This window comes from Krasilnikovia sp. MM14-A1004 (assembly GCF_047159485.1).
Classification (GTDB): domain Bacteria; phylum Actinomycetota; class Actinomycetes; order Mycobacteriales; family Micromonosporaceae; genus Actinoplanes.
The window spans coordinates 6,442,924-6,463,682 of record NZ_AP038773.1; the positions used below are offsets into that span (position 1 = coordinate 6,442,924).

16 protein-coding genes and 2 pseudogenes are annotated in these 20,759 nt (G+C 72.4%); 4 read left to right on the forward strand and 14 right to left on the reverse strand.

The window, feature by feature from the left end; genetic code table 11:
- Window positions 1–3: 3 nt before the first annotated feature.
- Window positions 4–2,076 (reverse strand): dTMP kinase, encoded by a 2,073-nt coding sequence (tmk, locus tag ACMCNN_RS28030; protein ID WP_412747297.1) that lies wholly within the window; start codon window positions 2,074–2,076, stop codon window positions 4–6.
- Between the two features lie 241 nt (window positions 2,077–2,317).
- On the opposite strand from tmk, the gene ACMCNN_RS28035 reads away from it, so the two are divergent.
- Window positions 2,318–3,523: an amino acid deaminase/aldolase gene (locus tag ACMCNN_RS28035; RefSeq protein WP_412743484.1), complete on the forward strand. Its 1,206-nt coding sequence runs from the start codon at window positions 2,318–2,320 to the stop codon at window positions 3,521–3,523.
- 1 nt (window position 3,524) lies between these two features.
- Here the strand turns inward: ACMCNN_RS28035 and ACMCNN_RS28040 are convergent, their stop codons facing one another.
- The gene (locus ACMCNN_RS28040; RefSeq protein WP_412743485.1) at window positions 3,525–4,154 is read right to left on the reverse strand and encodes a TetR/AcrR family transcriptional regulator; all 630 of its coding nucleotides are present in this window, start codon (window positions 4,152–4,154) and stop codon (window positions 3,525–3,527) included.
- Window positions 4,155–4,303: 149 nt separating this feature from the next.
- On the opposite strand from ACMCNN_RS28040, the gene ACMCNN_RS28045 reads away from it, so the two are divergent.
- Both ACMCNN_RS28045 and ACMCNN_RS28050 read left to right on the forward strand, forming a co-directional pair.
- Window positions 4,304–5,605, forward strand: coding sequence for a D-arabinono-1,4-lactone oxidase (locus ACMCNN_RS28045; RefSeq protein WP_412747298.1), 1,302 nt, complete (start codon window positions 4,304–4,306; stop codon window positions 5,603–5,605).
- Window positions 5,606–5,660: 55 nt separating this feature from the next.
- Window positions 5,661–6,554, forward strand: a complete 894-nt coding sequence (locus tag ACMCNN_RS28050; protein ID WP_412743486.1) for a DUF559 domain-containing protein — start codon at window positions 5,661–5,663, stop codon at window positions 6,552–6,554.
- A 49-nt stretch (window positions 6,555–6,603) separates the two neighbouring features.
- Here ACMCNN_RS28050 and topA read toward each other — a convergent pair whose 3' ends face one another.
- The 7 genes and pseudogenes from topA to ACMCNN_RS28085 form a co-directional block, all read right to left on the reverse strand.
- On the reverse strand, window positions 6,604–9,486 hold the full coding sequence (topA, locus tag ACMCNN_RS28055; RefSeq protein ID WP_412743487.1) for a type I DNA topoisomerase: 2,883 nt from the start codon (window positions 9,484–9,486) through the stop codon (window positions 6,604–6,606).
- A 199-nt stretch (window positions 9,487–9,685) separates the two neighbouring features.
- A complete protein-coding gene (locus ACMCNN_RS28060; RefSeq protein WP_412747299.1) occupies window positions 9,686–10,492 on the reverse strand; it encodes a hypothetical protein in 807 nt (268 codons plus the stop codon).
- Window positions 10,469–10,807, reverse strand: a pseudogene (locus ACMCNN_RS28065) (hypothetical protein); the annotation flags it as partial. The gene ACMCNN_RS28060 and the pseudogene ACMCNN_RS28065, both read right to left, overlap by 24 nt.
- Before the next feature lie 2 nt (window positions 10,808–10,809).
- Window positions 10,810–11,340, reverse strand: coding sequence for a hypothetical protein (locus ACMCNN_RS28070; protein ID WP_412743488.1), 531 nt, complete (start codon window positions 11,338–11,340; stop codon window positions 10,810–10,812).
- 112 nt (window positions 11,341–11,452) lie between these two features.
- The gene (locus ACMCNN_RS28075; protein WP_412743489.1) at window positions 11,453–13,822 is read right to left on the reverse strand and encodes a sodium-translocating pyrophosphatase; all 2,370 of its coding nucleotides are present in this window, start codon (window positions 13,820–13,822) and stop codon (window positions 11,453–11,455) included.
- A gap of 524 nt (window positions 13,823–14,346) precedes the next feature.
- Entirely contained in the window at window positions 14,347–14,787 is a 441-nt protein-coding gene (locus ACMCNN_RS28080; RefSeq protein ID WP_130510329.1) for an ATP-binding protein, read from the reverse strand.
- Window positions 14,784–15,155 carry an STAS domain-containing protein gene (locus ACMCNN_RS28085; protein WP_412743490.1) on the reverse strand — a complete coding sequence of 124 codons (372 nt, stop codon included), beginning with the start codon at window positions 15,153–15,155 and terminating at the stop codon, window positions 14,784–14,786. The genes ACMCNN_RS28080 and ACMCNN_RS28085 overlap by 4 nt, the downstream gene beginning before the upstream one ends.
- Window positions 15,156–15,550: 395 nt before the next feature.
- Here ACMCNN_RS28085 and ACMCNN_RS28090 point away from each other — a divergent pair, with 395 nt between their 5' ends.
- Window positions 15,551–18,070 carry a DEAD/DEAH box helicase gene (locus ACMCNN_RS28090; RefSeq protein ID WP_412747300.1) on the forward strand — a complete coding sequence of 840 codons (2,520 nt, stop codon included), beginning with the start codon at window positions 15,551–15,553 and terminating at the stop codon, window positions 18,068–18,070.
- Between the two features lie 87 nt (window positions 18,071–18,157).
- Here the strand turns inward: ACMCNN_RS28090 and ACMCNN_RS28095 are convergent.
- From ACMCNN_RS28095 to ACMCNN_RS28115, 5 genes and pseudogenes are all read right to left on the reverse strand, one after another.
- Window positions 18,158–18,580: pseudogene (locus ACMCNN_RS28095) on the reverse strand (Rv3654c family TadE-like protein); the annotation flags it as partial.
- Window positions 18,577–18,972 carry a TadE family type IV pilus minor pilin gene (locus ACMCNN_RS28100; protein WP_412743491.1) on the reverse strand — a complete coding sequence of 132 codons (396 nt, stop codon included), beginning with the start codon at window positions 18,970–18,972 and terminating at the stop codon, window positions 18,577–18,579. The pseudogene ACMCNN_RS28095 and the gene ACMCNN_RS28100, both read right to left, overlap by 4 nt.
- Window positions 18,969–19,136: a DUF4244 domain-containing protein gene (locus tag ACMCNN_RS28105; RefSeq protein WP_412743492.1), complete on the reverse strand. Its 168-nt coding sequence runs from the start codon at window positions 19,134–19,136 to the stop codon at window positions 18,969–18,971. The genes ACMCNN_RS28100 and ACMCNN_RS28105 overlap by 4 nt, the downstream gene beginning before the upstream one ends.
- Window positions 19,137–19,167: 31 nt before the next feature.
- On the reverse strand, window positions 19,168–19,842 hold the full coding sequence (locus ACMCNN_RS28110; RefSeq protein ID WP_412747301.1) for a type II secretion system F family protein: 675 nt from the start codon (window positions 19,840–19,842) through the stop codon (window positions 19,168–19,170).
- Between the two features lie 29 nt (window positions 19,843–19,871).
- Window positions 19,872–20,753 carry a hypothetical protein gene (locus ACMCNN_RS28115; RefSeq protein WP_412743493.1) on the reverse strand — a complete coding sequence of 294 codons (882 nt, stop codon included), beginning with the start codon at window positions 20,751–20,753 and terminating at the stop codon, window positions 19,872–19,874.
- Window positions 20,754–20,759 lie beyond the last annotated feature (6 nt).

The window sequence follows — 20,759 nt, forward strand, 5'->3', positions numbered from 1 at the left end:
CGGTCAGGGGTGACGGCCACCCGGCGGGGCCTCCGGCGGGACGGCCGCGAAGTCCGCCTCGTCCCAAGCGGGATCCGGCGGGCCGACGGGCGGCGCCGGTGGCGGCTGTGCGGTGCCGCCGGGGCCGAGCAGGGTCGTCACCCGGCTGTGCACGGCGTGGGCGACCTCGGCGGGCGGCCGGGCCGCGTCCAGCACGAGATACCGCTTGGGGTCGGCCGCGGCGAGGTCGAGGAAGGCGTACCGGACACGGTCGTGGAAGGCCCGTGACTCGCTCTCCAACCGGTCCACGCCGAGGCCACGGGCGTCGACCCGGCCCAGGCCGACGCCGGGGTCGACGTCGAGCAGGACGACCAGGTCGGGCTTGAGACCGCCGGTCGCCCAGGCCGACAGCCAGGAGATCTCCTGGACCGGCAGGGTACGGCCGGCACCCTGGTACGCCAGGGACGAGTCCACGTACCGGTCGCTGATCACCACCGCGCCGCGGGCCAGCGCCGGGCGGACCACCGTGGCGACGTGGTGGGCGCGGTCGGCGGCGTAGAGCAGGGCCTCCGCGCGGGCCGACGGGGCGGCGTCGTCGGAGTTCAGGACGAGGCCACGGATCCGGGCACCGACGTCGGTGGCCCCCGGCTCGCGGGTCACCACCACCTCGCGGTCGGTCTCCCGCAGCGCCGCGGCGAGCCGTTCGACCTGGGTGGACTTGCCCGCGCCCTCGCCGCCCTCGAAGACCACGAAGAACCCGTGCCGGGGGAACGGCTCGGCCGCGGACAGCGGGCGCCCGCGCAGCGAACCCCACAGGTCGGCCAGCACCGGTACGCCCCGCTTGTCGTCCATCTGCCGGAACGCGCTGATGCCCACCCAGACCCCGACCAGCCCGGCGCCGATCAGCAGCACGCGGGTGAAGGAGATGTCCACCGCGAGGCCGCCGATCGCGACCCGGCGGGAACTGCCGATCCCGACCAGGAAGCCGGAGAGGGTGATGGCCAGCAGCAGGACCATCCGGGTGCCGATCTGCACCACGGAGAAGACACGGCCGCGCACCTCGTCGCCGACCTCGCCGTACAGCAGGGTGGTGCCCGCGAGGAACGCCATGCCGGCGCCCGCGCCGACGAGCAGCGCACCGAGCAGCGCCATGGACAGGTGGAACGCGAAGCCGAGGAACGTCACCGACGCGCTGGCCAGCACGATGTTCATGCCGAACCAGCGGCGCCGGGACAGGTCCTTGACGATCATCGGGCCCAGCCCGATGCCGAGCGCGAGACCGATGAAGATCGTGCCGAACAGCAGCGAGAACGCGGCCTCACCGGCGCCCAGCGAGGTGGCGAACGTACGGGCCGTGCCGATCACGATGCCGCCGGCCGCGAACGCGCCGAAGATGCCCAGCACCAGGCCCCGGACCAGCGGGGTGGTGCCGATGTACTTCCAGCCCTCGGAGAACTGCCGCAGCATGGTCTGCTGGGCGTCCTGCTGCCGCTCGGGGCTCTTGCCGCCGATCTCGCGGATGCCGAAGAACACCACCAGCGCGGTGGCCAGCCGGGAGAACGCGTTGAAGTACAGCGCGAGCACCACGGGCTCCGCCCAGTGCGGCAGCGGCACCCCGGAATGCTGGGCGATCGCGGTCATGGCGGACAGGCCGAGGGCCGCCAAAACCGGAGTGATTCCGTACGTCGTGACGAGGGTGAGCTGGTTCGACACCTCGATCCGCGACTTCGGGATGAGGTTGGGTACCGCGGCTTCCTTGGCCGGGATCCAGATCAGGGTGATCGTCTCGCCGATGAAGGTGGCGATGGCGGCCCAGGTGACCGTGACCGCCCCGGACGCACCGAGCAGCGGCACGAGCGGGATCGACAGGTACACCACGAAACGGATGAGGTCGGTGATGACCATGGTGTAACGGCGGTCGAACCGGTCGGCCATGACGCCGGCGATGGGGCCGAGCAGCAGGGCCGGCAGCAGCCGGACCGCGATCGTGCCGCCGAACGCCGCCCCCTGCGCTGCACTGCCGCTGACCTGCGACGACGCGAACAGGGCCGTGGCCAGCAGGCCGAGCCAGTCGCCGAAGGAGGCGGCGCCCAGCACCAGCCACAACCGGCGGAACGGCCGGATGCGCAGCACCGAGCGCAGCGCGGCGAAACCGGAGAGATCTACCGGTCCGCTGTCCGCGCGCTCCGAGCCCGCTTCGGTGTCGATGGCCCTACCTCCCGTGACTGCTGCTCGGAGCACTGTAACCGGCGGGCGCGGCGGGCTGGGGGTACGCACGTTCAGGTGGCGCAGAAATGAAGCCTTTTCACATCAGTATCGCAGGCATTAGCGTGCCGGTGTGATCGGTGAACGCGCCGCCCTCCGGGAACGGCTGGACCGTGCCACGGCCCACCTGGAAACGCCCCTGGCCGTGGTGGACCTGGCCGCCTTCGACGCCAACGCCGCCGCGCTGACCGACCGGGCCGGCGGCAAGCCGATCCGGGTGGCCAGCAAGTCGGTACGCTGCCGGGCCCTGCTCGACCGGGTGCTTACCCGCCCGGGCTGGCGCGGAATCATGGCGTACACGCTGCCGGAGGCGATCTGGCTGGTCCGCGCCGGAGTCAGCGACGACGTGCTCGTCGCGTACCCGTCTGTGGACCGGGCCGCCCTCGGTGAGCTGACCGCGGACCCCGAGCTGGCCGCGGCCATCTCTCTGATGGTCGACAGCGCCGCCCACCTGGACCTGGTCGACCAGGTGACCAGCCCCGGCAAACGGCCCACGGTCCGGCTCTGCCTCGACCTGGACGCCTCCTGGCGCCCGGCCGGGCCGCTGCACGTCGGGGTGCGCCGCTCCCCGGTGCACTCGGCGGCGCAGGCGGGCGTGCTGGCGCGGCGGCTCGTCGCCCGGCCCGGCTTCTCCCTCGTCGGGCTGATGTCCTACGAGGCACACATCGCGGGGCTCGGCGACGCCCCGCCGGGGCAGGCTCTGCGCGGGCGGGCGATCCGGCTCATGCAGCGCCGCTCGTACCCGGAACTGCTGCGGCGCCGCGCGGCCGCGGTGGCCGCGGTCCGCGAGCACGCCGACCTGGAATTCGTCAACGGCGGCGGCACCGGCAGCGTGGCCGCCACCGCCGCCGACCCCGCGGTCACCGAGATCACCGCCGGGTCCGGCCTCTACGGGCCGACCCTGTTCGACGGGTACACGGCATGGCGGCCGCAGCCCGCGGCGCTGTTCGCGCTGTCCGTGGTCCGGCGCCCGGCGCCGCGCATCGCGACATTGCTCGGCGGCGGCTGGATCGCCTCCGGGCCGCCCGGGGTGTCCCGGCAGCCGATGCCGTGGCTGCCCGAGGGGCTGCGGTTCCGCGGCGACGAGGGCGCCGGCGAGGTGCAGACGCCGCTGGTCGGCGCGGCCGCGGACCGGCTACGGCCCGGCGACCGGGTGTGGTTCCGCCACGCCAAGGCCGGCGAGCTGTGCGAACACCTCAACGAGCTGCAACTCGTCGACGGTCACACGGCCACGCCGACCCCGACGTATCGCGGAGAAGGCCATGCCTTCCTCGGCTGAGCTACGCGTCGACGTGGCGGTGCAGGTACTCGCGGATCAGCGCCTTCGCCTCGACCAGCACGGCCTCGTCGCCGACCGGGTCGCGCCGGAACGCAAGATTGATCAGCGCGTCCGCCGCCTCCACCGCGATCTGCAGCGCGAACCGCAGCCGCACCCGGTCCATCAGCTGGAACTGGTCGACCAGCAGCTCGGCCAGGCGCTCGGCGATGACCGCGTTGTTGTCCCGCTCGGCGTCGAGCAGGTGCACGTCCACCACGTCGCCGAAGTGCAGGGTACGGAAGCCCGGCACGCTGCGGTGCATCGCGATGTACGCGTCGATGCCCGCGTCCACCCCGTCCCACCAGTGCGCGAACGTCTCGTTGCCGAACCGGGTCGACAGGTCCTGCAGGTAGGCGTCCATGTTGCGCATCGCGAGCGCCTGGACGATGGCTCGTTTGTCCGGAAAGAACTGGTAGACCGAGCCGATGGCGACCTCGGCTCGTTCGGCCAGCAGTGTGGTGGTCAGGCCCTCGTACCCGACCTCGTCCACCAGCTCGGCGCAGGCGTCGAGCATGCGCTGGACCCGGGCAACGCTTCTGCCCTGCACCGGAACCCGGCGCAGTGGCCCGGTGGTGACGGTTGGTGTCGACACGCGTCGCCACTCCCTCTCAGCAGTATTAATCGGAACGTTACTCGGATCAACGAGCGAGGAGCATCGACGGGACGCCAGGTCTCGAAGGCGCTCCCGGTTTTGTGCGACTGTCCGCTCGTCGGGAGGGAGAGGCCGGAATGACCAGTGACATCGCACCGCCCGTGGGATCCGTCCGCTGGCGGAACTGGGGAGGCAATCAGCAGTCCGTCGCCGTCGACGTCGCCGCTCCTGGCAGCGTCGATGAAGTCGTCGCGCTCGTCAAGGAGGCAGGCGCCACAGGCCGCCGAATCAAGGCGGTCGGCAGTGGGCACTCGTTCACGGACATCGCGGTGGCGGACGACCTGCGGCTGCACCTTTCTCGCCTCGCCGCGCCGGTGTCCGTCAACGGGCAGCTGGTCACGGTCCAGGCTGGAATGCCCCTGTACGCCCTGAACATGTTGCTGGCCGGCCACGGCCTCGCCGTACCCAACCTCGGCGACATCGACGCGCAGACCGTGGCCGGAGCCATCTCCACCGGCACCCACGGCACCGGGCTCGGGCACGCCACCCTGGCGTCCGTCGTCGAATCGGTCACCCTGGTCACCGGCTCCGGCACCGTCGAACGGATCGACGCCTCGTCGCCACTGTTCGCAGCGGCGAGGCTCGGCCTGGGCGCCCTCGGCGTCATGGTCGAGGTGACGCTGCGCTGCGTTCCCGCGTTCACGCTGCTGGCCGACGAACGGCCGATGTCACTGCCCGACGTCCTCGCCGGGCTCGACGAGCACCTCGCCTCCAACGAGCACGTCGAGTTCTACTGGTACCCGTACACCGACCGGGCGCAGCTCAAGCGCAACAACCCGGTGGCCGCCGACGACCGTCCGCTGTCGAAGTTCCGGGGCTGGATGGACGACGAGTTCCTCTCCAACACCGTCTTCGAGGCGGTGTGCCGGCTCGGCCGGGCGGTCCCGGCCACCGTCGCGCCGATCAGCGCGGTCGCCGCGCGGGCCCTCACGGCCCGCAGCTACACGGCCCGGTCGGACCGCGTTTTCTGTACGCCGCGACGCGTGCGCTTCACCGAGATGGAGTACGAGATCCCGCGCGCCGCGCTGCCCGAGGTGCTGGACGCCCTGCCCCGGATCATCGAGCGGATGCCGTTCAAGGTGCAGTTCCCGGTCGAGGTGCGGTTCACCGGGCCGGACGACGTGTGGCTGTCGCACGGGTACGGGCGGGAGTCGGCGTATGTGGCGGTGCACCAGTTCATCGGCAGCCCGTACGAGCCGTACTTCCGGGCGTTCGAGGCGGTGTGTGCGCCGTTGGGTGGGCGGCCGCACTGGGGCAAACTGCACTACCGGGATGCGGAGTCGTTGCGGCCCGCGTACCCGCATTTTGCGGACTTCCTCGCCGCCCGCGACCAGCTCGACCCGAACCGGGTCTTCACCAACCCCTACCTCGACCGCGTGCTGGGCCCCTGACGCAGTTATCCACAGGCGGTCCACAGGGCCTACCGCCGCCGGGACGATGAGTCGCGTGGATGCCCTGCTCGACCACCAGTCCGGCGTCATCACCATGGCCCAGGCACTTCGGTACCTCACCGAGAAGGCGGTGCGGCACCGCCTCGCCTCGGGACGATGGCAACGCCTGCACCGTTCCATATTTCTGACCCACAACGGCCCGGCCGGTCCGGCCCAGCACCGCTGGGCCGCCGTGCTGTCCATCGGTCACGCGGCAGTGCTTGCCGGGCTCACCGCCATCGACCTGCGTGGCTACTCCACCCCGACGATCCATGTGCTGGCGCCTCCGGGAACTCAAGGGCGCAGCGTGCCCGTCGGTGTGGTGGTGCACCGCAGCAACGCGCTTGACGAATGCGATGTGCTGACCATCGGACGCCCGCCTCGGACCCGGGCCGCCCGGTCGCTGGTGGACGCGGCCCAGTGGGCCCGGACGGTTGCCGAAGCACAAGCGATCGTGGCAGCCGGATTCCAGCAGCGGCTGGTCCGGGCGGCGGACGTCCGCGCAGTCCTCGATCGGCTACCCCGGGCACGTCGGCGTCGGGCCATTCTGCAGGCGGTGAACGATGCGGCAGGGGGTGCCCACTCCCTTGCCGAGATCGACTTCATCGGGCTCTGCCGACGGCACCGATTGCCCGAGCCGCGATTGCAGGTCATGCGCCGGGACGCCGTGGGGCGGTGGAGATTCCTGGACGCCCTGTTCGAGGAGTGGCAGGTACACGTCGAGGTGGATGGCGGGCATCATCTCGAGGTGCGGCAGGCGTGGGCGGACATGAGCCGCCAGAACACCCTGTGGATCGCGGGTGAGCGAATACTCCGCTTTCCCGCGTGGGCTATCCGACACGACCCCACCGCCGTGGTGACGCAACTCCACGCCGCCCTCCACGCGGCGGGCTGGCGCGGCGCTGATTGAGATCTTGGTCGGTTTCCGCCCTCCTGGGGGCGAACTCCGACCAAGATCCTCAGTGAATCGGGGCGGGCGAAGCGTTGGTGGTCGTCTGAGCGGTCGCCGGTGACGTGTTGGTCGGTTTTGCGGCCGTTGCCTTGGCGGGGGCGGCCTTCTTGGCGGCCGTGGCCTTGGCGGGGGTCGCCTTCTTGGCGGCGGCCTTCTTCGCCGGGGCCTTCTTGGCCGCCGTCTTCTTCGCGGCCGTCTTCTTGGCGGGGGTGGCTTCGCCGTCGGTCGCCTTCTTGGCGGGGGCCTTCTTCGCGGCGGCCTTCTTGCGCGGGGCGGGACCCTTCGCGCGCTTCTCGGCCAGCATCTCCGACGCCTGCTCGACCGTCAGCTCCTCCGGGGTCTGCCCGCGCCGCAGCGACGCGTTGTACTCCCCGTCGGTCACGTACGGCCCGAAGCGGCCCTCCTTGATGACCATCGGCTTCTCGGTGGCCGGGTCCGGGCCCAGCTCCCGCAGCGGCGGCTTGGCAGCGCCCCGCTGGCGCGTCTTCGGCGCCGCCAGCAGCGCCAGCGCCTCATCCAGGGTGACCGTGAACAGCTTCGCCTCGCTGTCCAGCGACCGGAAGTCGGTGCCCCGCTTGATGTACGGGCCGTACCGGCCGTTCGCGGCCACGATCTCGGCGCCGGCCTCGTCGACACCGACCGTGCGGGGCAGCTCCAACAGCCGCAGCGCGTCCGTCAGCGTCAGCGTCTCCGGCGACTGGGTACGCAGCAGCGACGACTTGCGCTCCCCGGCCTGCACGTACGGGCCGAAGCGGCCCGACTTGAGCTGCACCGATTCGCCCGTGGCCGGGTCCTCGCCGAGGCTGCGCTCGCCGCCGCCGCCCAGGTACAGCTCGTTGACCTTCTCCGGGGTCAGCTCGTCGGGGGCGACGCCCTCCGGGATGGACACCCGGTCCTCGGGGGCCTCCTCTGTCGCACCGGGCACCTGGCGCTGCAGGTACGGGCCGTACCGGCCGACGCGGACGACCACGTCGCGGCCCGACTCGTCGGTGAACAGCGGGATGGAGTTGACGGAGCGCGCGTCGATCTCGCTCAGGTTCTCCGTGACCATCTTCTTCAGGCCGCCGGCCTTGGCGATGGAGTCGTCGCCCGAGTTGTCGCTGCCGAAGTAGAAGGAGGTGAGGAAGTCCAGTGCCGCGAAGTCGCCGCCGGCGATCTCGTCGAGCTGGTTCTCCATGGCGGCGGTGAAGTTGTAGTCGACCAGCCGCGGGTAGTGCCCTTCGAGCAGGCCGATCACCGCGAACGCGAGGAACTCGGGGATCAGCGCCTGGCCGCGCTTCGTGACGTACCCGCGGTCCTGGATGGTCCGCATGATCGACTCGTACGTCGACGGGCGGCCGATGCCCAGCTCCTCCAGCGCCTTGACCAGCGACGCCTCGGTGTAGCGGGCGGGCGGGGAGGTGTGGTGGCCGACCGCGGTCAGCTCGTCGGCGGTCAGCGGCTGGTCCTTGACCAGGTTGGGCAGGCGGCGCTCGGCGTCCTCGGCCTCGGCGTTCTCGTCGTCGGAGGACTCCACGTACGCCCGCAGGAAGCCCGGATCGGTGATCGTCTTGCCGGTGGCGGCGAAGTCGACCTCCTCGCCCGCCGTGGAGATCGCGCGGATCCGCACGGAAACCGAGTTACCGACCGCGTCGGTCATCTGCGAGGCGATCGTGCGGCGCCAGATCAGCTCGTACAGCTTGAACTCGTCGGCGGACAGCTCCTTGGCGACCTCGCCGGGCGTGCGGAAGTTGTCGCCGGCGGGACGGATCGCCTCGTGCGCCTCCTGGGCGTTCTTCACCTTGCCGGTGTAGCGGCGCGGCTGCGGCGGGACGTTGGCCTCGCCGTACAGCTCGGCGATCTGGCGGCGGGCGGCGGCCAGCGCGGTCTCGGACAGGTTCACCGAGTCCGTACGCATATAGGTGATGTAGCCGTTCTCGTACAGCCGCTGCGCGGTGCGCATCGTCACCGAGGCGGAGAAGCGCAGCTTGCGGGCCGCCTCCTGCTGCAGCGTGGACGTGATGAACGGCGCGTACGGCCGGCGCCGGTACGGCTTCTCCTCGACCCGGGTGACCGTGAACGGCCGGTCCTCCAGCCGGGCGGCGAGACCGCGCGCTCCGTCGCCGTCGAGGTGCACCACGGCCGCGCCGGGCTTGACCTGACCCGTGGTGGGTTCGAAGTCCTTGCCCGTCGCGATCCGGTCGCCGTCCAGCGCGATCAGGGTGGCGGAGAAGGTACGCGGCCCGTCGGCCTGCCCCTGCACCGCCAGCAGGGCGTTGATGTCCCAGTACTCCGCGGTGCGGAACGCCATCCGCTGGCGCTCCCGCTCGACCACGATGCGCGTCGCCACGGACTGCACACGGCCTGCGGACAGCCGGGGCATCACCTTCTTCCAGAGCACCGGGCTGACCTCGTACCCGTAGAGCCGGTCGAGGATGCGCCGGGCCTCCTGCGCGTCGACCAGGTCGCGGTCGATGTCGCGGGGGTTCGCGACGGCGGCCTGGATCGCGGGCTTGGTGATCTCGTGGAAGACCATCCGGCGGACCGGGACCTTCGGCTTGATCGTCTCGACCAGGTGCCAGGCGATCGCCTCGCCCTCGCGGTCCTCATCCGTGGCGAGGAAGATCTCGTCTACTTCCTTGGCGAGTTTCTGCAGCTTGGCGATCTGCTGCTTGCGATCTTGGGAGACCACGTAGAGCGCATGGAAGCCGTTGTCGACGTCGACGCCGAGGCGCGCCCACGACTCGCCCTTGTACTTGGCCGGGACGTCGGCCGCGTTGCGGGGCAGGTCACGGACGTGACCGAAGGAGGCCTCGACGAAATAGTCGGGCCCCAGGTAACCGGCGATCGTCTTGGCCTTCGACGGGGACTCGACGATGACCAGACGGGTCGTCCTGGTGTCACTCGGCACGGCACTCCCACACTTCGTACTCGTTCGACGGGTCCCCGTTTCGGGTGGCGATCCGCGGACGTTCAACGTAACGCGCCGGACGAGAAGCCATTCCCCGGGCAGCCCGGAGCCGGATGGTAACGGTCCGGCCACCGCACGCGTCCGACGGCGACACCGTACACCGCGAACGGGGCGTCTTGTCGCACACAATCCGAGAAGATCACGAAGTCGTCCCGCCCGGCCACAGGGCCGCAGGTGCCGCAGCGGGCCGGTCTCCGACCAGCTCAGCGAGCCGGGACAGGCGTTTGCGGCCGGTGATGACGAAGCCGAGTCCATCATCCGACAGCACCGAGGCCAGCCCGGCTCTGGACAGCGCGGCTCCGACGGTATCTCGATCTTGATCGGCCAGGGCGCCCATCCCCAGGACGTAGCCGCCGTGACCCGGGGCACCCGCGGCGGCCACCCACAGCCGCAGCCGCGCGCCGTCCAGGAACAGGCCGCCCGCGGGCGGCGGCCAGGAGCGGGCAAGACCGTTCAATCTGCTCGAGTACGCCGTTCGCACCTCGAAACCCACCACACCGCCCGGCCTGGCGCGGGCCTGCGCTTCCGTCCCGGTGGACCCGGCGGCGCGCTCCGGCCCGCCGCCCGGAGCGCCCTGTATGGCGACGTCCACCGCCCGCTCGTCCAACCCAGCGCCGCCCCGCCCGGAGGCATCCCCCGTGATGCCCTCGGTCACGGGGCTGTCACTGACGTGGTCCTCGGCGGTTGGGCCCTCGGCGCCGAAGTCCTCGCCCTCGAAGTCATCGGTAACAGAGGCAGCGGGAAGCTCGTCGTAAACCGGGTCCTCACGGGGAAGGTCGTCATAGGCCAAGTCGTCACGGGCCGGGTCGTCACGAGCCGGGTCGCCATGGGCCGGGTCGTCACGGGCCGGGTCGTCACGGGCCGGGTCGTCGCGGGCCGGGTCGTCGCGGGCGGTGAGCGGCTCCGGTGGGTGGGGCTCCTGGTCGGGGAGAAGGGACCAGGTCACCGTGAGGCCGCGGGCGATCAGCTCGGCCGCCAGGACGTGCACCCGCCACGCGGCGTCGACCCGGACCGACACCCGCGCGGTGCCCCCCATCCGCCCGAGACGGCCGGGGCCGGCCAGCAGCCCGGCCAGGTCGGCGGGCGACGGCTCGGCGGCCTCCACGCCGAAGATCGACAACTGGCGGCCGGCGTCGGGCGACCCGACCGCACGGGCACCCCCGCCGCGGCGCCGGGCGCCCGCTGGTTCGGCGGGACGGGCGGCCGGGACCGGCGCGGGCAGGATCTCGCGCGGAATCAGCGGCCAACCCGGCTCCGTCATGGTCAGCGGCACTCCGGCACGTCGTCGAACGCCTGGCTCAGCTCCTTCGAGTCGAGCTTGCTGGTGTCCAGCTCGCTGCGGCGATAGTCCGCGTTGAGGGCGTCGACGACAGCGCCGACCTGGTTATAGAAGGTCTTGGCAGGACTCGTGCCCAGGGCCTCGATGCCGCTGCGGGCCCGCCCGTACGCGTCGCGCATGGCGCCCAGGGAGGTGGTGAAGCTGTCCGCGACCTGTCTGCCGTGGTCGACGTCGGGGACGCCGGCCCGCGCCACGCCGGCGCGGGCCCGCTCGCTGGCCGCCTCGGCGCCGCCGAAGAGGCGCACCAGGTTCTCCTTCGCCTGCGCCGGGGTGGTCGCGGCGGTCATCTGCTGTTGGGTGCGGGTCGCCAGGGTGCCGATCTCGGTGCGCCAGGGGGCGAGCACGGTACAGACCGACTCGGCCCAGTCGCGCGGGCCGGGGGCGCTGGAGCAGGCAGCCAGGAGGATGGCGAGGGCAAGCAGCAGGGGCAGTGATCCCCGTCGAGCCGGACGCATGGGATGCAGCGTACGGGCAACGACCGACAGCAGCGACGCTCGATCGCCTGCACGGGTGCGCACAAGGTACGGGGGCACCCACCGGATGCCCCCGTACCGTTGATCTTTCGGGTCAGGCGTTGACCTTGGCCGGCGCGTCTGCCTCGGCGCCGTCGCCGGTCGCCGGGGTGTCCCCCATCGAGATCGGCTTGCGCTTGCTGAACACGACCGCCGACACGATGACCAGCGCCGCGACGACCGCGATGGCGATCCGGGCCGGGTCGTTCTTGTCCGTGCCGACGCTCAGCGTCACCACGGCGGGCGCGATGAGCAGCGACACCAGGTTCATCACCTTGAGCAGCGGGTTGATGGCCGGGCCCGCGGTGTCCTTGAACGGGTCACCGACCGTATCGCCGATCACCGTGGCGGCGTGGGAGTCGGAACCCTTGCCGCCGTAGGCGCCGTCCTCGACCAGCTTCTTGGCGTTGTCCCACGAGCCGCCCGAGTTGGCCAGGAAGACCGCCATGAGCGTGCCCGCACCGATCGCCCCGGCCAGGTACGACGCGAGCGCGCCCGCGCCGAGCCCGAAGCCGACCGCGATCGGCGCCATGATGGCCAGCAGGCCGGGGGTCATGAGTTCGCGCTGCGCGTCCCGGGTGCAGATGTCGACCACGCGGCCGTACTCGGGGCGCTGGGTGCGGTCCATGATGCCGGGGAACTCGCGGAACTGGCGGCGTACCTCCATCACGACCGCGCCCGCGGAGCGGGAGACGGCGTTGATGGCCAGGCCCGAGAAGAGGAACACCACCGCGGCGCCGACCAGCAGGCCGACCAGGTTGCGCGGGTTGCTGATGTTCAGCAGGCCGAGGATCTCGGCGGCCACCCGGCCGGGCTCGATTCCCGCGTCGGCCAGCGAGGACGCCAGCGTGTTCGTGTACGAGCCGAACAGCGCCGTCGCCGCGAGCACGGCCGTGGCGATCGCGATGCCCTTGGTGATCGCCTTGGTGGTGTTGCCGACCGCGTCCAGCTCGGTGAGGATCCGAGCGCCCTGCTCGTCGATGTCGCCGGACATCTCCGCGATGCCCTGCGCGTTGTCGGAGATCGGGCCGAACGTGTCCATGGCGACGATGACCCCGACCGTGGTGAGCAGGCCGGTGCCCGCGAGCGCCACGGCGAACAGCGACAGCGTGATGGAGGTGCCGCCGAGCAGGTACGCGCCGAACACCCCGGCGCCGATCAGCAGCGCCGAGTACACCGCCGACTCCAGGCCGACGCTGATGCCGGCCAGCACGACCGTGGCCGCGCCGGTCTGCGAGGACTTGCCGATGTCCTGCACGGGACGGCGGTTGGTCTCTGTGAAGTAGCCGGTCAGCGCCTGGATGGCGGCGGCCAGCACGATGCCGATGACCACGGCGCCGATCGCCACGTACCGTGGGTTGCGGCCGCTCTCGGCAACACCTGCCGCGATGTTGCCGAATTCGCCGAACGTCGCCGGCAGGTACAGGAAGCTGACCACCGCGACCAGGATCGCGGACAGCGCCGCGGAGATGTAGAACGCCCGGTTGATGGCGGTCAGGCCGTTGCGGTCCGAGGCGCGCAGGCGGGTGATGAAGACGCCGACGATCGCGATGACCACGCCGATGGTCGAGACAATCAGCGGGAAGATCAGGCCGTTCTGACCGAACGCGGCCTGACCCAGGATCAGCGCCGCGACCAGAGTGACCGCGTACGACTCGAACAGGTCGGCCGCCATGCCGGCACAGTCGCCGACGTTGTCGCCCACGTTGTCCGCGATGGTGGCCGCGTTGCGCGGGTCGTCCTCGGGGATGCCCTGCTCCACCTTGCCCACCAGGTCGGCGCCGACGTCGGCGGCCTTGGTGAAGATGCCGCCGCCGACCCGCATGAACATGGCCAGCAGGGCGGCGCCGAAGCCGAAGCCCTCCAGCACGGTCGGTGCGTCACCGCGGTAGATCAGTACGACCAGCGCGGCGCCGAACAGGCCCAGGCCGACCGTGAGGAAGCCGACCACGCCGCCGGTGCGGAACGCGATGCCCATGGCCTTCTCCCGGCCGCCGGACTCGCCGGCCGCCGCGGCCACCCGCAGGTTCGCACGGGTCGCCAGCGCCATCCCGGCTCCGCCGATGAAGGAACTGAAGATCGCGCCGACGATGAAGAACAGCGACCGCCCGATCTTGACCGCGACCTCGCTGTCGGTGTTGTGCACCGGCAGCAGGAACAGCAGCACGACCGCGAGAACGACGAAGATCGCCAACGTCTTGAACTGGCGGAACAGGTACGCCGAGGCGCCTTCCTGCACGGCGCCCGCGATCTCCTGCATGTTGGTGGTGCCGCGACCGGTGGCGAGCACCGACCTGACGAACGCCGCGGCGAAGCCCAGCGCCACCAACGCGAAGGCCACCGCGACGATGACGTAGGTGAGGTTGTCACCGCTGAGGGACAACCCGCCGCTCTCCGCGGCGAGGGATGTGGAGGTCCCGGACATCAATGTCCTCCTGTACACCGACCGCGCCCGGGCGGTGGACGAAACCGCCGGACGCATCCCCGCGCGGGGGAGACGACAACTGGGCCCCGCGGACGCGGGACCAGGAGCAGGTGCTGATAACTCGCGTACTTTATAGGCCGTGGGTGGTGGCGGTCACACCCGGACCCGGCCGTGTCGTGGTGATGTTTACCGCTGTGTTAGCGAAGCCGTTGCTGGGTAGGCTGTCAGGCCCGCGCATTACGGCGGTTTCTTGTGCGTGTCCTTTTTAGGCGATATGTACGGCGAAAGGGCGGCGACTCGCCGCACCGCGCAAGATCGGGGCCGTCCTGTGTCCTTCCAGGCCAGAGCCGACAGACACCGCGATTCGCCCGCGCGGGCCCCGAGATCACCTGCGAGAAGCATCCGCCTGGCACGGACGGGTTTCCGACACGGGAGTGTGCGGATTCAGGGCGCCTGCTTCAGTGGCGCGCGGGCGTGCGCCCTCACGGTGGTCCGGTGCCGTTCGCGGTGGTCGGTGCCTGGCGTCAGCGGCGGTGCAGCGGCCAGACCATGCGGACCTCGGTGCCGGCGCCCTCTTCGACCGGGCGTACCTGGAGGTCGTCGACGAAACCGGCCAGGAGCGCGAACCCGACGCCGGTGGTGAGCGCCTCGTCGGTCAGCGACTCATCGGCCAGCTCGTCGGGCGGCAACTTCGCCAGACCCACACTGGCCTCGATCGGCGCGCGGTCGATCACGCTCACGGTGTAGAAGTCCGAATCGGACATCTCCACCATCACGAGGTCGGGCAGGCCGTACTGGCGGTGCAGGGCCACCGCACGGGTGCACGCCTCGCCGATCGCGAGCCGGACCTCGTCGAGCAGTTCCTCGGCGACCCCCGCCCGCCGAGCCACCGCGACACCCACCAGCCGGGCCGTCCGGACGTGCACCGGGGCGGGCGAGAAGGACAGCCGTACCGTCGCCATCACGCCGTCGGACCGCTGCCGCGGTGCTCACCCGGGGTCGCCGAGGTCGCCGCCTCCACCGACGGATAGATGGGGAACACCTGGTCGAGAGCGGTGATCCGGAAGATCTTCAGCAACGGCTCCTTGGCGCAGACCAGGGCGAACGTGCCGCCGGCCGCCCGCAGCCGCTTGAGGGCGCCGACGAGGACGCCGAGCCCCGTGGAGTCGAGGAAGTCGACCCGGCCCAGATCCACCACGACGTTGCGGGCACCGGCATCCACCAGCTCGACGAGGCGTTCCCGCAGCCGCGGAGCCGTGTAGACGTCGACCTCGCCGCCCACCTCGAGCACCGTGTGCTCGGCGACGGTCCGGGTCGCCAGCGACAGCTCCATCGGTCCTCCTCTCGCCGGGGACTGCCCCCACCACCCAGCCGATCTCCCCAGCGAATCTAACCACCGTCGACCATTGAGCCGCGCGCGGCACCCACGGCGTACCCGTTTGAGGTTCGGGGCACACCGGTGACAGAGTGCATGCCGTGACCACCGCCGCCCGCGCCGTCTCCACCGGGCCACCGGCGCCCGTCGCCGCTGCCGGGCCGCCGGCGCTCGGGCCCACTGAGCTGCTGCACCGGCTGCGCGGCCGGACCGGCGCCAACATGGCCCCTGGCGGCGCGCCAGGCGGCAGCAACATGGCTCGTGGCGGCGAGCCAGACGACAGCAACATGGCTCGTGGCGGCGAGCCAGACGACAGCGACATGACCTTCGGCGGCGTGCCAGGCGGCGGCAGCATGGCCTTTGGCGGCGAGCGAGGCGGCGCCGACGGGTCGCCGATCACCCACGTCGAGCGGGTGCCCGCGCGGGACGGCCGTCCCGCGCCGTGGCCGGCCTGGACCCCGGCACCGCTGCGCGACGCGCTGGCCGGGCGCGGCATCGCCGCGCTGTGGGAGCACCAGGCCGCGGCGGCCGAGCTGGCCCATGGCGGCAGCCACGTCGTGCTGGCCACGGGCACGGCCTCGGGCAAGAGCCTGGCGTACCAGTTGCCCGCGCTGAGCGCCCTGCTGGCCGACCCGCGCGCCACGGTGCTGTACCTGTCGCCCACCAAGGCGCTCGCGGCCGACCAGTTGCGCGCGATCACCCGGCTCGACCTCGACGGCATCCGCCCCGCCACGCTCGACGGCGACACCCCGCGTGAGGAGCGGGAGTGGATCCGGCAGCACGCGCGGTTCGTGCTCACGAACCCGGACATGCTGCACCACTCCCTGCTGCCGGGCCACGCGCGCTGGGGTGTCTTCCTGCGCAGGCTCACGTACGTGGTGATCGACGAGTGCCACACCTACCGGGGCGTGTTCGGCTCCCACGTGGCACACGTACTGCGTCGGCTGCGGCGCGCCGCCACCCGGTACGGCAGCCGGCCGACGTTCGTGCTGGCGTCCGCCACGTCGGGAGATCCGGCGGACACCGCGTCGCGACTCACCGGGCTGCCCGTGGTGGCCGTGACCGAGGACGCGTCCCCGCGCGGGGCGGTGACCTTCGCCCTGTGGGAGCCCCCACTGCTGCCGCCGGAGTTCGGCCCCGAGCCGGTCCGGCCGCGAACGGCGCTCGACGACGCGACCGCCACCCACCCGGGGAGCCGGGCGGCGGGCAACCCGACCGAAGGCAGCGAAATCCTCGACGCTGCCGTCACGGGAGGTGCGGGTTCTGACGGTGACAGCCTCGATGCCGCCGCCGGGCCCGGTGCCGCGGCTGGTGGCGGCGAGACCGTCGAGGTGGAGCTGCCGCCGGTGCGTCGTTCGGCGCTGCGCGAGACCGCCGACCTGCTCACCGAGGCGGTCGCTGCGGGCACCCGTACGTTGGCGTTCGTACGCTCCCGCCGCGGTGCCGAGGTCGTGGCGAGCATGGCACGGCGAGCCCTCGACGAGGCAGTGCCGGGTCTGGGCGACCGGGTGGCCGCCTACCGCGGGGGTTACCTGCGGGAGGATCGGCGTGCCATCGAGCGGGCGCTGCTCACCGGCGAGTTGCTCGCGCTGGCCTCCACCAACGCGCTGGAGCTCGGGGTCGACCTGGTCGGCCTGGACGCGGTCCTGATCTGTGGCTATCCCGGCACCCGGGCGTCGCTGTGGCAGCAGGCGGGACGGGCGGGGCGCAGCGGCGGGGAGGCGCTCGCGGTGCTGGTGGCCCGCGACGATCCGCTGGACACATACCTCGTGCATCATCCGGAGGCGCTGTTCGGCCGTCCGGTCGAGGCGACCGTGCTGGATCCCACCAATCCGTACGTGCTGGGCCCGCAACTGTGTTGCGCCGCGTCCGAGGCGCCGCTCACCTCGGATGATCTGGAACTGTTCGGTGGCGCCCCGGCGCGGGACGCGGTCGCGGTGCTGACCGAGACGGGCGCACTGCGACGCCGGCCGTCGGGCTGGTACTGGACCCATCGCGGCCGGCCCGAGGTGGATCTGCGCGGGACGGGCGGCGCCGCGGTCTCGGTGGTCGAGTCGGCGACCGGGCGCCTGCTCGGCACCGTCGATCCGGGTTCGGCGCACCTGCAGTTGCACACCGGTGCGGTGTACCTGCACCAGGGTGTGTCGTATCTGGTGGACGGGCTGGACCTGGAGGATGCGGTGGCGCTGGTGCACCCCGCGGAACCGGACTTCTCGACCCATGCTCGCGACGTCACGAACCTGTCCGTGGCCGAGGTCCGCGAGTACGTCGACGCGGGGCCGGTCGGGTTGTTCCTCGGTGAGGTGGATGTGACCAGCCAGGTGGTGTCGTACCAGCGGCGCCGCCTGCGCACCGGCGAGGTGATCGACACCAGGCCACTCGACCTGCCCGTACGCGAGCTGCGGACCGTGGCCGTCTGGTTCACGATCTCGCCACAGGCGCTGGCCGCGGCGGGCGTGGCGGCGGCGGACGTACCGGGTGCGCTGCACGCGGCCGAGCACGCGGCCATCGGCCTGCTGCCGCTGATGGCGACGTGTGACCGCTGGGACATCGGCGGCCTGTCGACCGCGAACCATGCCGACACCGAGGCGTCCACGGTCTTCGTCTACGACGGACACCCGGGCGGGGCCGGCTTCGCTGAGCGGGCGTACGACACGGCTGCCGCATGGCTGCGCGCCACGCGGGAGGCGATCGCGTCGTGCGGGTGCGACAGCGGGTGCCCGTCCTGCGTGCAGTCGCCGAAGTGCGGCAACGGCAACAGTCCGCTGGCCAAGGGGGCCGCGGTCGCCGTGCTGGACGCAGTCCTGGACGCCCTGCCGGATTCGCCCGCGGACAGTCCCCACCTGGTGCCGGGTCCCCGCAGTGACCTGTGAGGCGGCAGGGACGGCAGGCCCGTGAGCGAGTGCTCGGGCCGATTCCACGGGGCCCGTCGGCGGCGGTGGCTGCACCGGCCCGGCCTGGGCCGCCGCCCGAGCTCGCCGGGTCAGCCCGGGCAGGGGTGTCACGCTCACCTCGGCACGCACGACGATCTCCAGCCCTTCGACCACGCATGAGCTGAGCCTGGCCCCGTTGGCGGCCACGAAACGCGCCGCCTCGGCGCAGGCCACCTCCGCACCCTCCGCGACTCGCGCCGCACCGGCGAGCGCGCCGAGATCGGCGGCGGTCCGCGCCTCGTGCCGTCCGACCCGAGCCGCCCCGACCGCGGCTCCGGCGACCCCGGCGGCGACCAGCACGAGACCGATCGCCAGCACCAGCAGCGACGCCGCACCTCGGTCCCGCGACGGGGTTTCGGCGGATTCCGCCGGTGCGGGGGTTTCGGCAGGTTCCGCGGGTGCGGGGATTTCCGCCACACGCCGGTGTGCACGGACCGGTGGCGTTGTCACGGGATCTCCGCCGGGCCGGTCTGCGTGCCCGGCGGGATACCGGGGTCGGGCTCGCGGGCGGCGACCGCGATGGCCTGCACGGTGAGGCCGGGCAGGCCGCCGCCGAGGACACGGACCCGCGTGGTCACCGTCACGGTGACCACATCCGCTCCGGTCCGTACGTCCAGCGTGGACTTCTGCGGTGCGACGCGAGCCGCGGCCTCGGTGCCCGATTCGCCGCGGGCGGCGGCGATGGCACCCTCGCGGGCCGCATCCACGCACTGGGCCCGGGTCGTCACCGCGTCGACCGCGGTGAGCCCCGCGAGCAGGAGCAGCATGAGCGCCGGCAGCCCGGCCGCGAACTCGGCGGTGAAGGAGCCCCGGTCGCGGCCGGGCCACCGGCGCGGGATCACTTCAGCGCCCGGTCGATCACCGCGGTCAGTGCGGCCTGTACGTTGCCGCTCGTCAGCACCTTGAGCAGGATGCCAGCGAAGGCGACCGCGGCCAGTGTCCCGACCGCGTACTCGGCGGTGTTCATCCCCGCGTCACCGCGGAGCCGGGCGATGAGTCTGCGCATACGTCTCTCCTCTTCTGTGGGTGTTCCCTGGTCACAGCACGTCGCCGAGGACGGCGACCACCACCGGCACGAGGCCGGCGAGCACGAAGGCCGGCAGAAAGCACAGCCCGAGCGGAAGGACGATGAACACACCCGCACGACGGGCCGCCGACTCGGCCGCGATGGTGCGGTCGCTGCGCAGATCGTCGGCGAGCCGGACGAGCGCACCGGCGAGGGCGCCACCGCTGGCGCTGGAGCGGATCGCGGCGGCGATCAGGCGCGGGGCGCCGTCCACGTCGGACAGGTGCGCCCAGGCCTCGGGTGGGTCGGCCCCGAGCCGCAGGGATCGCGCCGTACACGCCAGTCGCTGGCCGAGCGGGCCGCCGAGCGCGTCGGCCACGGCGGCGGCCGCCCGGTCGACGGGCGCGCCGGCCCGCAACGCCGCCGCCAGCAGATCCGCGCACAGCGGCAGGTCGGCCGTGGCGCGCAGCCGGGCGGCGCGCACCGCCGCGGGCTGCCTGCGGCGCAGGAACCGATCCACGGCGACCCCGACGGCACCACCGAGGGGCACGCCCCACCACCGGCCGATCACTCCGGCGACGGCCAGCGCGGACAGGACGGCGAGCAGGAGCCGCGGGTCACGGGAGCGTCGCCGCGTCGCGGTACGGCGCAGGTGGGCCAGGCGGTGCCCGCTGCCCCGGCGCGGACGCAGGGTGGCGGCGGCGATGATCGCGCTCGCCGCGACCAGCAACACCGTCACCTGGCCACGGCACCGGTCGTCAGGCGATCGGCCCACAGCAGGCCCGCGCCTTGCAGTGCCGCCGCACCGAGCGCGCACACCGCTCCGAGCGTGGTGTGCAGCAGCACGCGCAGCGGGTCGGCGCCGATCGCGTACCCGAGCGCGATGCCGCCCAGGGGCAACGCCGCCAGCAGCAGGGCCGTGGCCCGGGCGCCGGCGGCCTGCGCGGCCGCCGAGGCGCGGGCCCTGGCTCCGGCGCGGGCATCCGCTTCGAGCCGTTCGACGAGGTCGGCGGCCGGGGCTCCGGTGTGCTCGGCCAGGCGCCACACCGCGTCGGTCAGCTCGGCGAGCCGGCGCTGCTCCGTGGCGGCGGACGACGGACCAGGCCGCGACTCGACGAATGCCGGTGATCCTGCGGGCACCGGGACAGGCGACACGGGCGGTGGCATCCCGGCCCGCAGGTCGGCGGCGAGTGCGCACAGGTCGTCCAGTGCGCGGGCGCCGGCGGCGGCCGAATGCCGACGGGCCATTGCGCGGGTCAGCGCCCGGCACCCGAGCCCCGCGTACACCGCGGCGGTCAGCCCGGCGACCACCCCCGACAGCAACCAGCCCGCGATCACGGCCGCCCCGGCAGAGACCGCGAGAGCACGGACCGGGTGGACGGCAAGCGTGGCCGCCCACGCCCGGGCAGCCGGTGCCACGAGGTGGCGGACGGAGACGGGCCCGCCACCGGGCAACCGGCGAACGATTCGGGCCTCCGGCGCACCGTGCTGATGCGGTCGGCCGGTCGGCCGCGTAGCCGGGTGGAGCCGGTTCCGGGTTGCCCGCATTCCGGGCCACGCCACCACCACGGCACCGACGACGAGGCAGGCGGCCAGCAACAACCGGTCGACCGTCATGCCGAG